This window comes from Kluyvera sp. 1366 (genome assembly GCF_054823405.1).
The window spans coordinates 117178-130706 of sequence record NZ_JBTRDW010000001.1 but is presented as its reverse complement, the minus strand read 5'-3'; the positions used below and the strand labels follow the sequence as shown (position 1 = coordinate 130706).

Here is a 13529-nt window from a genome sequence, read left to right as displayed (position 1 = left end):
ATGAACGGAGCCTGAAGCGTTATTTTTCCCTCTTCACTCATTGCAGACCTCATTTCTAAACATGTCCCCTTTGTGCCAGAAATGGGCGCTGGTAGTCCTGCATTGCATTAATAGTCTCAGAGCAGGTCAGGTATATCCTGAACAATATTGAAACCATAAGTATCTAATCATAAATAGAAAGCAAATCAGCAGGATTGAGTTGGAAGCCTTTTTTATTCATTTGAAACAATAAATTAGCATACCTGGTTAGTCACCTCAGCCACGCAAACCATCACCTCCATAAATAATTATGTGGTACTATTTATACCTGACCAAAACAGGATAGCGTGATGAATTTCAAGATACATGACAAACTCATACATGAAGTTGAATCTCCTAAAGGACTTCTTTATAGGATGGTGATCACTTATACTTGCTTTATGGCAACCTTGATTATTGTTCTCTCTTTTGCTGTTGGTGACACTTCAAAAATCAACTTTTATTTCTTCATTAATTCTTGCACTGTAGCAGTGATGGCATGGTTTATCAGGAAATCTTTTAATATCCAATCTACTGAGGTGAACTTGCTTGTTTTTAGAGTGAGTTTGTTTCTGCTTTTGAACTCATCCCTGGCTTCAATGGCAGGCGGACTGGGGTTAATAGAAAGAGATACAGCATCATTAATTGCTTCAATTATTTATATTCCAGCCATATTAATGATTATTTTTTTATTTGAAAAATTTATATCCTATGTGAACCATAATTATAAATCAGCGGTTAATCTTTCACTTACAGACGAATTAACAGGGTTGCCTAACAGAAGACATTTGAATGTTATATTGAGAGGATTGGAGAACCGGTCAGGAACTATCTGCATTGCTGATATTGACCACTTTAAAAAAATTAATGACACATATGGTCATGAGGCTGGAGACAGGGTGTTGAGAGATACCGGGCTGAGGCTAAGTAATCTTGTAAGCGAGAATGTTTTTATTGCAAGATCGGGTGGTGAAGAATTTGCCATCGTTATCTTTGATAATATCAATGCAGAAGATATCATCAGAAAAATTAAAACTTCGGTTTCAGATGCATGCAACGGAAGTTTCGGTATCACGCTAAGTATTGGTGTGGCAACCAAGCTTAAACATGACTCATCTTCTTCTGCTATCAATGCAGCTGATGATGCCCTGTACAGAGCTAAGAGAGCAGGTAGAAATTGCATTATCTACGACCAGTCGTTTAAAAATAATTAATTTTCCATAAAAGGGAGGAAGAAAGTTTAGGAGAATTTCCGCCCTCTTTTGTTTGATTAACTGAAAGCTAACGGTTTTTATGGAAAAGTCGGATGTCCGCTTCTCGCTCATAGCGGACCTGACATACCGGTCCGCTTAATGCCAGAAACCGACACAACTATTATTTTAGGGCCCACGCCTAAAACTATCTTTTGGCTACAATCCGCATTTCCACAAGGGCATTTTCAGGAATGAACTCTGACACGCCTATAGCTGACCAAGCTGGATATGGCGCCTTTACATACTCATCTTTTACTCTGGAAAAAACGTCGATATGTTTTTTGAGGTCAATGTGAAAAGTGGTCATCTCAAGTATGTGTTCATAGTTTAAACCAGCGGCATTTAAATAAACGCCAAGCTTATAAAAGGCATCATGAAATTGTTCTTCAGGATGCTTACTTATAGGTTTATCTCTTCGTGCTGCGGTAACACCGGAAAGATATACTGTGCCATCTGCTTCGATAACGGGGGAAAAGTGCCAATCATCGAAATAGTGTTGAAATTCTTCAGGGACGATAGATTTTTTCATAATTTCATCACCAGTTGATGAGTTGATAAATGTCAGCATTTTCAACATTAAATGCCCTCGGCGCTCAGGATGTTCAACCCATCCACCCATTGCTCATTGTTGATTGCTCATAGAAGATATTGCCATGCGCGCATATCCTTATTGTGCCAGTAGCGGACGACTCTGATGTCACGATTTATTCATGAATACCGAATAAACCTCTGATACGATAAAACAAATAATCTGCCTGAAGTACGTGCAAAACGAAGAATTATCGTTGTGCATATTAACTGCAGAAACTGAACAGCCTGTCAGGAAACTAAAAATAAAAAAAGTTCTCAGCTTGCTGCCTAATTATATGGCGCTTACCGTCAGCTGAGAACTGTCGCGTTACCTTTGAGATAAGCCATCCGCAGTCATGGAGCGATCAAAGGAGCGCCGAATTAGCCTGATACTTAACCCTGCCCCTACAGCCAGGCAGATAGCCATCGTCAGAAGCGCGACGATAAAAGCATGGGTAATTATTGCGACGCTGTTACCGTTCCCCAGCATGCTGTAAAAAATGCCGCCGATAACCGCGACACTTAACGCAGTGCTAATTTGTAATGTCGAGCTGGTTACGCCAGCAATCATACCTGAAAACTGTGGCGCGACCCGGCCTGTCACCATCCGCACCAGAGTTGGCATCGCCAGCCCCTGCCCCAGCCCAGTCAGGAAAAGCAGCATGGCGAGCGGCAGCATCGCGGGAGAGTGACCGGGCATCGTCGTAGCGATCAATCCTGCCATACCTGCCAAACCTGCGGTTTCACATCCCATTCCGATGGCGCTAAGGTAATTCCCGGCATACTGCCTCAGGTACGGTGTCAGTAACGGACCAATGAGAAAGCCGACACCAAAGGGTAGAAAAAGCGTGCCTGCAACCAAGGCATTTAAATGTAAGGCACTCTGCAGATAGACAGAAAACAGAAGAAAGAACGCGCCGATTGAATAAAACAATAAAACAATCATAAGTCCCTGTCCCAGCCCTGGCGCACGTAATACGCTCGGGTTGAGCAGTGGCGATCCCCCTTTGCGACTGAGGTGGTGCTCATATCGCCATAACAGTGAGGCCAGCAGCGGGAAAGCAAAAAATAACAGCCTCGTCCACCAGGGCCACCCCGCCTCACGCCCTTCTATTAGCGGCACAATCAGTGTACTCAGCGTTAATGTGGCCAGCAGTGTGCCAACGGGGTCAAGTCGCTGAGCAGCTCGCGCCCGTGTTTCTTTCAGCAGCGGCAGGCCAAAGAGAATCACCAGTAGCGTCACAGGCAGATTAACGAGAAAAATCGTCCGCCATCCAAGGTGGAAGAGATCGGCTGATATCAGAATGCCGCCCAGAACCTGTCCAATAACAGAGGCCAGACCAAACACGGCTCCATATATACTGAGCGCTAAGGGTCGCTCCGCTTCGGGGAAAATGACCTGCACGGCGGCGAGCGCCTGAGGAGCCATAATGGCGGCCGTGGCGCCCTGTAATATGCGTCCAGCAATCAGTATCCAGGATGACCAGGCAAAACCACACAGCAATGATGCCGCGGTAAAACCTATCAGCCCAAGAAAGAACATTTTTCCCCGACCATAAATATCGCCCAGGCGACCTCCGGTGATTAATGTCACGGCATACACAGCGGCGTACGATGAAATGACCAGCTGTTCCGCTGAGGAAGATGTGCTCAATTCATTATGAATAGCAGGCAGTGCCACATTAACGATAAAAAAATCGAGCGGCGGCAAAAATGCACCTACCAATAAAATGACAAACATAGCCCAACGGCGTGGCTCGGCTTGCAGGATGCTATGTGCCGACATAGATCACTCCTTATGGAACGGTACGGTCCCTGTTAGGGATGTGTGGTCATCGCAGAATGCGCAGTTGACCAATCAGTGCAGGTGAGGCCGCCTCCGGGAAGCGCAACACCGCTCCGTTCAGCGCATGCCGCCGGAAGCCAAAATAATCTCCCCAGTGATCCATCTGGCCTCATCGGAGGCGAGAAATGAGACGATTGGGGCGATGTCCTCTACCTGACCTATACGGCCAAGCGGCGTTTGCTCTTCATTCCAGGTTTGGAAGTCCAAGCCTATTGCGCCTGCGCTATGGCTCCCTTCCGTTTCGATCAGGCCCGGGTTGACCGCATTCACGCGAATTCCCCGCGGACCGAGCTCAAGTGAAAGCACTCCGGTAATGGCATCAATCGCCCCCTTAGCACCGCTGTAGATGGCACTTTCAGCAATAAAGACACGGGTGACGAATGAACTGATATTGATGATGCTGCTGCCGTGACCCAGGTGCGGTGCGGCCGCGGCGCTTACTAACAAGGGTCCAAGCACATTGATATCAAATTGCCTGCGGTACAGCGCTTCAGTGCTCTCTTCAATTTTGGCGAACTGGTAAACACCGGCGTTGTTCACCACGATGTCGAGCCGCCCGAAAAGAGCAATGCTGGTATTTATTAGTGCCTCGACCTCTTTCTGACTGGTGACATCCGCTGCGACTGCCACAGCCTCACCCTTGGTGGCTTTGATATCGACAACAACCTTTTCAGCAGCGTCTCTATCTGAGGCGTAATTGACGATAACCCTTGCACCATCAGCTGCCAGCTGACGGGCTATACCTGCTCCGATACCTTTTGAACCTCCGGTAACCAGAGCAACTTTGTCTTTTAATTTATGCATAATCTCAGCTTCCTGTTCGTGTCGCCTGAGGCGACGAATTTAAAGAAGCCATGGTGATGCCTACAAAGTTGTTTGAGAACTGACACTTTTGTATATTGGATGTTCATTTTTGAACGGCGGAATCGAAGCATGGATTGGGGGGATGTTCAGGTATTGCTTGCGGTCATGCGTAACGGCTCTTTCGGGAAAGCAGCCCTGAGTCTGGGCGTAAGTCATCCTACAGTAGGACGCCGTATCAAGGCGCTTGAGGATGAAGCGCAGCAGGCGCTGTTTCGCCGGACAACGGAGGGATTGGTGCTGACAGATGCCGGAGACGGGATCATGAAGCTGGCAGAAGCGATGGAAAATTCCGCGCTTGCCATGGAACGCCGTCTGGCAGGCAATCACGATCGCCTTGAAGGAATACTGAGAATATCATCAGCAGAATGGTTTACTAACTATGTGCTGGCCCCCGTGCTGAGTGAATTGACATGTCGTCATCCGGCGATTGTGCCGGAAATTATTGCAGGTTACCGCCTGCTCGATCTGTCGCGCCGTGATGCCGACATCGCGTTTCGCATCGTACCTTTTACCGATCCGAATATTGTTCAGCGCCGTTTGATGCGTGTGCCCTACGCACTTTATGGCACGCCACAGAATGCACAGGCACTGCTCACAGCCCCCTCTTCGGTGGGGCTGATCCTGATGAATACTGGGCAGTCACACTTTCCTGACGTCTCATGGCTTCTTGATCATTTCCCGCAGTCAAAACCTGCCTTTAAAAGCACAAGCCGTGCGGTTCAGGCGCAGATGTGTCTGCGGGGGATGGGCGTAGCCGTGCTGCCACGGCCTTTGGGTGATGCCACCACCGGGCTGCAGCGTATTGAAATGCCTGACATTCCGCCTTCAAGAGACATCTGGGTCGGCTACCATCAGGATCTTCGTCATATGGATCGCTTGCGCGCATTGCTGGATATCGCAGATAGTATGCTGGCTTCACAACAGGAATAGCCTGACGTGGCGGGGCATCCTGGTGAAACCAGCGTGCAAAAGCGCTTCAGGTATGTTTGTGCGTTTCCTCACGAACACTCATCTGAGCAAAGACATGGGCTAACTTACGACGAATTGATAATAATCAAAATGTCGACCAGATGGATTATCCTACATGCCGGGTTATCAAGTTCGCCCTAAGCCGCCCATTAAATACTAACAGTCGCACCATTTTTCTGAACACTCAGCAGGCAGCTTTGTCTTTACGCCCATTCTTAATGGTCAGCGTGATGGCTGAAATCAGGAAATAGAGAACACCAAAAGCGGCGTAGGGTGCAACCGTGGTGACATCCAGAGCAGCATTACTACTCGCCTGTTTAAACATAAACACACCCGCCAACGCAGATTGCGCTCCACTCAAGACCATAGCCCATTGTCCATTTGAATTTTTCCAGCGACGGATGGAAGCAGAAAGCTGCAGTACACCAGAAAAAATCGCCCATATTCCAAAGACTTTAATGGTTGTATTCATGCTGACAGAAAGAGCCCAGATAATAGCTGCTGCGACCACCAGACTAACAATAAAGTTGAATTTTTGGGGTGGGTTTAGTGCTAAGCCCCCTGACTGTCTTGCATCAAGATAATTGGCGAATGCGTCCCATGTAGGATACAAAACAAGCAGAATGCCACCAACTGTGGGATTATGTTTGCCAATGAATAGCGCAAGTGCAATCCAGATAATTGAACCCGCAGCACGGATGTAATAATAAGATTGAAGCCATTGATTTTGAATGTAGGTAGATGTAGCGAAATTGGATTTCATGATGATTCTCCGAAATAGGTTGGACTTCACAGAATATTCCAGACGAATGATGGCCGAATTAGAGTCGGCAATTATTCAGTCGCAGGATTAAGAAAATGTGTAAAACTTATAACAACCAACTTTTAAGGAAAAACAGAGCGTATAAAAATGGTTGTTCGATAAAAAAGACGACACTGTGTCAAAAAATTAATCTTAATTTTTTATACAGTCTTGGATTAACGATATAGGTTTAGGTCGCAAGCATTCTGGCGGTAACCTGTTCTGTCTAACCTACGCAGTCTGCGTATACGCAAGGGCTGCTTTATGTAACCTGACACAGAGATCTGGACTAAATCAGGAAAAACTCCGATAAAAAAGTAGGTTAAAGGCGCCATCACAGCAACCGGGATCGTTTGCTGACATTCATATTTGAAATCGGTATTTAGTGAATAATTGCAGGAATCCCTGCGTACTTCAGGATGTTTTTTGTTCATTATCACACACGAACCAGAAACGGATTCAGGAACATATTCCGTCTTAATGACGTCAGCTATCTCCCTGCAAAAACCGCCAGTTACGCTACGTTGTCTAAGGTGTTCACAATACTGTTTTCCTGAAAAAGAAACTGACCTGAATGGCTGTAATAACATCTTCCTGCTAGCGAGTAGTTGAGCAACCAGCGAGTCGATGTCTGCCAGGTGAGGTGGCATACTGATCGATTGCTTTAATACGGCTGGCTCATTCAATCCAGAATTCCCGGAAAGTTTGAGCTGAGTCTGTAAAAAGGGCTGAAAACCTGACGCAGTGGTAACAGAAGATCGGGAATTCATTCTTTCGATGTTTAATGCTGCCAGGCCCGGCATTGAATGCAAAGCACGGATAGTGTTCATTAATAATTTCTCCATCAAAGTAAAGTCACATTGAAATAGCCTCAATTAAAGTCCTCGCTGGCTATATCACTTCCTCCAAATCATGCTTACGTCGGTACGAACAAACACTGCGCCATAAACCTACTAGAAGGTAGGTTGAATTACTACAATGCCACGTGCAGTTATTCTTTCTATCACCCGGATATTTCATTCAACGTCACGAAATAGTCACGAATTCCAGTCAAATATCTAACCGACATAAAGGCTGCTCATCAACTATTTCAGCCCGAGTAGCCGAACACGTGAAGAGTTCGGCTAGTAACGTTTTATTGTCTGAGTTACTTCAGCTGGTTTTCGTTAATCTTTTAATCACTGGCTCGACAATTTGCTGAAATACATCAGCGTTATTAAAGGCACGCGAAGATATAATTGCACCATGCACCGTAGCCATTAGCGATTTGGCCTCTGTGGCTGCACTTTCCCGCAGAATAAAAACGCCATTTTTTTCACCTCTGCTCAGTACATCAGTGAGCCAGTTAGTGAGATCGTTGAAATGCCCACTGACTTCCTTAGCCACTTCTTTAGGTAAAATCGTTAATTCAACAGCCAGCATCACGCAAATGCAGAAAGGAGAATTGTTCTCACGTATGCAGGTCGCCCAGAAATTCACGTAGCTGTTAATTTCACCTAATGCATCACCGGAGAAATGCTGGCTGGTTGCCGCCATTCCTGCTTGTGCCTGCTGTCGATAATCACTCACGACTGCCTGAACCAGATCCGCTTTGCCAGGGAAATGGTGGTGAATACTCGACTTACGAATCTGCACCCGCTCGGCTAAATCAGCATAACTGAAGCTGTTATAACCGCCCGCTGTCAGCAGAATTCTGGTGTGGTGCATAATCTCTTCGGCTTTCTGTGAACGTTCTGTACTCATGCTTGCTCCAGCAGCAACGGTAAAATAACTGCAAATCGATAAACGGCCACGAACCTACTCAGCGTCAGTCGGATTGTCAAGCGCACCGCGCGTCAAGCGTTTGCGTTTATAGGCACCCGCCATACTGCTAAATACGCCGTCGCGCAGAATCAAAGCGTGGTACAAAGCTGCGGCAAGATGCAACATAACAGTGATGAAAAGCGCCATTGCTACCAGGCTGTGAAGCGGACGTAAAATGGCATAAGCGTTGTTGCTGATCGGAACAATGGGCGGCAGCACAACATGACCCAGTGTGACGGGATACCCCGCCGCCGACAGCATCGCCCAACCGATCAGGGGCTGAGCCAGCATCATGGCATACAGTGCCCAATGAGACAGATGCGCTAAGAATTTCTGCCAGGCAGGCAGCGTGGCTGGAAGTGCTGGCTTAGCAGTGCTGAATCTCAGCCAAAGCCGCACAATGACCAGCATTAAAATCATCAAACCCAGCGGCTTATGAATCGCAACCAGCAGGCCGTGCAATGATGAAACCGTGGACACCATTGCGACACCAATAAATAACATGGCCATAATAGCCGCAGCCATCACCCAGTGAAGTACGCGCAGTGCCGGGTGAAAAGTGTTGTTATGTTTCATCAGTGGGCTCCGGCCTGTTCATGAGTGCGTGCATTATAGGATTTAGCGTAAGCGGATGAGCGGGCATTAAGAAGCGGGTCATCCGAAGCCGTAATACCCTCAGGTAAAATCAGCGGGTCATAGTTAATGTCGTTACAAACGCCCTGCTGTTGTGCCGTTGTCTTATTAATTGTCAGCGTTCCGGCATTGATCACCTGACGATCGGCAGGCCAGCCAATCGATGCGTCATTGCCTTTATCACCAGAGCCCGCCACTGTAACCATCAGATCCCATTTCTGGGGCCCGTTCGCTAGCCGCTGCTGTAAATCACGCTGCAAGAAATTGGCGTCGTTTTTCTCATTTTCATCCATCGCCTGATAATGAGCGTGCGGCACCATACTCCAGCGCACCAGGTGGGAATGGCCCTCTTTATCAATGAAATTAAAGGCATTCAAACTGTTAAATTGATCGCGGACCCAGCTGGAAGAGGGAACATATTGCTTTGCCCAGGCAAAGAAAGGTTTGATCTCTGGATGCTGTCGTACAAAAGCCTGCATTCTGGCTGGATCAGGTTTACCGGTTTTTGCATCTGGTAGCGTGGCGGTTTGCAGGTCATAGAAGCCCTGCACGCTTTGTACCGGAAAAAAAGGCATTGCATTCATGCCTGTGCGCCACTGTTCACCATTTTTCTGATAGAAAGCCAGCGCCATACTGCGTATCGGTACTGCATAATCAGGCGCATTCGGATTTCCGCCTGCGATAGCTAAACGGCCCACCACAGGCGTAACGCCTGAGGCAAACAGTGCCGCACGTGACAAGGCGCTGGCGTTACCGTTGGCAGAAAAATCCCCCAGGATACAGACGCCCTTTGCATGATTACGGCGATAACCCGGGTGATTGCCATTAGATTTTTCTAAGGCAGTAATCAGCTTATCCGATGTCAGCCTGCCAGTATCCAGCCACCCGCCCGCCCACACGAACAAGGCGATCACCAGTAATGGGATCACAATTATTATCGCCAAGCGCACTATTTTATGACCGACAGAAAGAAAAGGTTTATTCATGAAAACACTCAACATTGCAGAATTTAGTTCACTGTTCATCCGAGCGTAATCATTAAGATTTTGCTTTTGATAACAGGATGACATTCAGAAGTTATTTAAGATGCCCTGCAAATCTACTAGTAGGTAGACTAAACTGTCAAACAATTAATCCTCCTTTTATAAGTTGCTGTTCCCTGCATGTCATACCGGCTTGTTGACATTCTGGAGTGACCACGTTCCCGTAGACATTTGCTGTCCTTACGATGAGGGCTCTGCTCCTCACTCATAGCAGACCTCAAGACATTGCAAACTAGCGCCCCTTTTGCCGCGGTTGTGGCAATCAGAAGGCAGGCAAGCCTGCCTTATTTTCACTTTAATGGGATTCAACAGCCTGCGGAGTGACAACGTCGCGTGACCGCAGCGTGATACGTACCGGCGCAGATTTATACGATGGCGTACCGCTCTCCTTGTCGATGTAATCCAGCGGGATCAGGACGTTAGCCTCCGGATAATAGGCTCCAATCGATCCCTGTGAGATGGCATAGCGAATTACCGTCATGGATTCCAGACGCATACGGTAGCCCGGCACTGCTGACTCCAGATCCACAACATCCCCGTGCTCAAGCCCCAGACGTTCCAGATCAAAGTCACACATAAACAGGACATCACGGCGGCCAAATACTCCGCGGTAGCGATCATCCATGGCGTAAATCGTCGTGTTGTATTGATCGTGACTGCGAAGCGTAATCAGACGTAGCACGTCGTCGCCCGGCACCGTCAGGTCCTCATGCGTGCCTTGATAAAGCGAAAACATCGCTTTACCGCTCGGGGTCGGCCAGATGCGATCCCGCGGCGGCAGTGGCATCTGAAAACCACCGGGTTGGCGAATGCGGGCATTGTAATCATCGAATCCGGGTATGGTTTTTTCGATCAGGTCGCGGATGAGATCGTAATCGGCTATCAACTCATTCCAGTTAACCCGCGTTCTCGGCAGAGCCGCGCTGGCCATCCCGGCAACAATGGCCGGTTCAGAACGCAGCAGCGGCGACGCTGGCTTCAACTTTCCGGAAGAGGCGTGCACCATCGACATGGAATCTTCAACAGTGATCGACTGGCGATTGCCAGACTGCTCATCCAGTTCGGTACGGCCGAGGCACGGCAGCAGTAGTGTCTCTTTCCCGGTCAGAAGATGAGTACGGTTCAACTTGGTCGCGATGTGAACACTGAGTTCAAGTTCACGCATCGCCGGAAAGGTCACGTCTGAATCGGGCAGCGCCACGGCAAAATTTCCTCCGAGGCAAATGAGCGCCTTCGCCTGCTTGTCGACTATCGCTTTCATCGCCTGCACCGCATCATGACCATGATGCGACGGTGGTGTAAATCCAAACACGTTTTCCAGCTTATTGAGAAAATCGGACGACGGTTTCTCAGTGATCCCCACGGTACGGTTACCCTGCACGTTGGAGTGTCCTCGTAACGGACAAACGCCTGCGCCGGGTTTACCGATATTGCCTCGCATTAGCAGCAGATTGACCAACAGGCGCACATTATCCGTACCGCGGTTGTGCTGTGTAATACCCATACCATACGTCAGGATAGTGGCATTCGATTTGACGTAAGCTTCAGCGACGCGCCTGAGATCTGCCTGCTTCAGGCCAGAGTCTTGCTCGATTAATGCCCAGGATGTGGCTTCGATGTCCGCCGCGAAGCGCTCAAACCCTTCTGTATGCTCGCGGATAAAGGCATGATCCAGTGCCGTACCGGTTTCAGCCTCAATCGCCAGCACCGCTTTGGCGATACCCTTAAGCGCAGCCGAATCGCCACCGGCACGGACCAAATAATACGTTGACGCGATATCGGTTGAGCTGTTGGTCGCCATCTCCATGACATTCTGCGGGTCGGCAAAACGCTCAAGCGCGCGTTCGCGCAGCGGATTAAACACGATAATCGGTACGTCACGGCGCGCCAGCTCGTGCAGCGTTCCCATCATGCGAGGATGATTGGTCCCTGGGTTATGACCCATTGAGAGAATAAGCTCTGCACTATCGAAATCGTCCAGAGATACGGTGCCCTTACCGATCCCAATCGACTGAGGCAAACCTACGCTGGTTGCCTCGTGGCACATATTTGAACAATCAGGAAAATTGTTAGTGCCATACTCCCGGGCAAAAAGCTGAAACAAATAGGCCGCCTCGTTTGATGCGCGACCGGAGGTATAGAACTCAACCTCATCTGGCGGCAGTGCAGCTAACTTATTGGCAATACGCGTAAAAGCCTCTTCCCAGCTCACTTCGATGAAGGTGTCGCTTGCTGCATCATAGCGCAGCGGCGTGGTTAACCTGCCGTATCCCTCCAGCTCATAATCGGAACGCTGTAGCAGCGACGTGATAGTGTTTTCGGCAAGAAATGCCGGCGTAACGCGCTTGGTGGTCGCTTCCCATGTGACCGCCTTAGCGCCATTTTCACAGAACTGGAAGGTTGAGCCATGATCCTTATCCGGCCAGGCACATCCGGGGCAATCAAACCCATCGGGCTGATTAGTGCGCATCAGCGTAGGCGGCGCTTTTAAGGTATCCATTTGGTTTTTAACAGCTATTGCGGTTGCCTTAAGTGCTCCCCAGCCGCCTGCCGGGCCATCATAGGGGTGTACACCTGGTACTGTGCGATGATTTTTTTTGCTCATACAAACTCGGCTCACGTGAATGTAATTTATGATGCTGCAGCCCCTGCGGAGGTTGCTTAACGTAACAGCGATATGTGCAGGTGTTACCTGAGCCTGAATATCCCTTCATCCACTGGTGTTATGGATAGTTTGAAGGTAGCAAAAAAAAACAGATCTCCCGCGCTGGTTATCAATTGGTTACTTTTTAAATTCATTCCTTTATCTGGCTAGCCAAGAGCAACGACCGGAATTTCAATTTATCTACTCAGTGGAAGTGTATTGCCGCTTAGGGAAGGCGTGCCTGAATGATTATTCTGGAACATAAAGAGTGTCCCGTCGGGAAAGCAGCCATTTGTACTTTCTTTAACGAAATAATTATCTAATGACGATACATTTATTTCATCGTGCAAACGTTTTACTTTTTCCAGCTAACTGTCACAATAAAAAAGCTACATAAATAGCGCGCTATTATAAAGCACGCAATATATATAAATGATAAAAATTCTTATTTATAGTGACAACACCGGGGAAAACCTTATGCACACACGCTTTTGTTGGGCAGGTTTACGACGCGCCGCAAGTTATCGCGGGCATGTATAAGCAGCACTTCGCTACCACAAGGTCCGTTCGCCACCCTCACGGGGGTGGTTAACGGTTGACCGGCACTAACGTTTTGGGCGAGAAGTGGGGGTTGTCTCAAGCCACGCGCGCACGTTCTCCAGGTCCGGCCCGACTTCGCGCAGGGCCTGACTCAGTCGGTCTTGTGTGGTGCTTAACTTCAGAGTCCAGAACGTGATTTGCCACTGCTCGCGTATCTCTACCTGACTGAGGTCTGCGGGAATACGCCGCTGAATGTATTGACGGTTTTTCATTATTTTTATCCTTTTCTGTTTTATGTAGGAACGCCCGGCATGAGGCTTGCCAGCGCAATACATTCCCTATATTGAACAATCACCCTGGATAAAATAGAGGAATATTCTTGCTGTTGAGGTGGGGATAAAAAAGGAGAGTAATCCTGGCGAGGCCAGCGATTTATTCTGACATGTGTTAACAATATCTATTTCATTAAACTAAAAAAAAATTATTTTCATTTCTTCTTAATAAGCCTCTGATAAATGAGAAAATTAAAACACTGCATCCAGGT

Annotated in this window: 12 protein-coding genes; 2 read left to right on the top strand and 10 right to left on the bottom strand. The window is 48.1% G+C overall.

Going from position 1 to position 13529, the window contains the following annotated elements:
• Positions 1–329: 329 nt before the first annotated feature.
• Positions 330–1232 (top strand): GGDEF domain-containing protein, encoded by a 903-nt coding sequence (locus tag ACVLVH_RS00615; protein WP_280173255.1) that lies wholly within the window; start codon positions 330–332, stop codon positions 1230–1232.
• 184 nt (positions 1233–1416) lie between these two features.
• Here the strand turns inward: ACVLVH_RS00615 and ACVLVH_RS00610 are convergent, their stop codons facing one another.
• The 3 genes from ACVLVH_RS00610 to ACVLVH_RS00600 form a co-directional block, all read right to left on the bottom strand.
• The gene (locus ACVLVH_RS00610; RefSeq protein WP_101761070.1) at positions 1417–1800 is read right to left on the bottom strand and encodes a Rid family hydrolase; all 384 of its coding nucleotides are present in this window, start codon (positions 1798–1800) and stop codon (positions 1417–1419) included.
• 369 nt (positions 1801–2169) lie between these two features.
• Entirely contained in the window at positions 2170–3627 is a 1458-nt protein-coding gene (locus ACVLVH_RS00605) for an MFS transporter (protein ID WP_498948347.1), read from the bottom strand.
• Between the two features lie 117 nt (positions 3628–3744).
• A complete protein-coding gene (locus ACVLVH_RS00600) occupies positions 3745–4491 on the bottom strand; it encodes an SDR family NAD(P)-dependent oxidoreductase (protein ID WP_498948345.1) in 747 nt (248 codons plus the stop codon).
• 129 nt (positions 4492–4620) lie between these two features.
• Here ACVLVH_RS00600 and ACVLVH_RS00595 point away from each other — a divergent pair, with 129 nt between their 5' ends.
• On the top strand, positions 4621–5481 hold the full coding sequence (locus tag ACVLVH_RS00595; RefSeq protein WP_192413376.1) for a LysR family transcriptional regulator: 861 nt from the start codon (positions 4621–4623) through the stop codon (positions 5479–5481).
• Positions 5482–5704: 223 nt separating this feature from the next.
• On the opposite strand, the gene ACVLVH_RS00590 is transcribed toward ACVLVH_RS00595, so the two are convergent.
• The 7 genes from ACVLVH_RS00590 to ACVLVH_RS00560 all read right to left on the bottom strand — a co-directional run bounded on the left by ACVLVH_RS00590 (position 5705) and on the right by ACVLVH_RS00560 (position 13257).
• Positions 5705–6283, bottom strand: coding sequence for a DUF308 domain-containing protein (locus ACVLVH_RS00590; protein ID WP_192413378.1), 579 nt, complete (start codon positions 6281–6283; stop codon positions 5705–5707).
• Between the two features lie 215 nt (positions 6284–6498).
• Complete coding sequence (locus tag ACVLVH_RS00585) at positions 6499–7152, bottom strand: hypothetical protein (RefSeq protein WP_192413380.1); 654 nt, start codon at positions 7150–7152, stop codon at positions 6499–6501.
• A 322-nt stretch (positions 7153–7474) separates the two neighbouring features.
• The gene (locus ACVLVH_RS00580) at positions 7475–8065 is read right to left on the bottom strand and encodes a TetR/AcrR family transcriptional regulator (protein WP_101761074.1); all 591 of its coding nucleotides are present in this window, start codon (positions 8063–8065) and stop codon (positions 7475–7477) included.
• A gap of 54 nt (positions 8066–8119) precedes the next feature.
• Positions 8120–8701: a cytochrome b gene (locus ACVLVH_RS00575; protein WP_277975113.1), complete on the bottom strand. Its 582-nt coding sequence runs from the start codon at positions 8699–8701 to the stop codon at positions 8120–8122.
• The gene (locus tag ACVLVH_RS00570) at positions 8701–9744 is read right to left on the bottom strand and encodes a catalase family peroxidase (RefSeq protein ID WP_498948747.1); all 1044 of its coding nucleotides are present in this window, start codon (positions 9742–9744) and stop codon (positions 8701–8703) included. Before ACVLVH_RS00570 ends, ACVLVH_RS00575 begins: the two co-directional genes overlap by 1 nt.
• Before the next feature lie 352 nt (positions 9745–10096).
• A complete protein-coding gene (locus tag ACVLVH_RS00565) occupies positions 10097–12406 on the bottom strand; it encodes an FdhF/YdeP family oxidoreductase (RefSeq protein WP_498948343.1) in 2310 nt (769 codons plus the stop codon).
• A 644-nt stretch (positions 12407–13050) separates the two neighbouring features.
• Positions 13051–13257 carry a DUF3606 domain-containing protein gene (locus ACVLVH_RS00560; RefSeq protein WP_101761078.1) on the bottom strand — a complete coding sequence of 69 codons (207 nt, stop codon included), beginning with the start codon at positions 13255–13257 and terminating at the stop codon, positions 13051–13053.
• Positions 13258–13529: the final 272 nt, after the last annotated feature.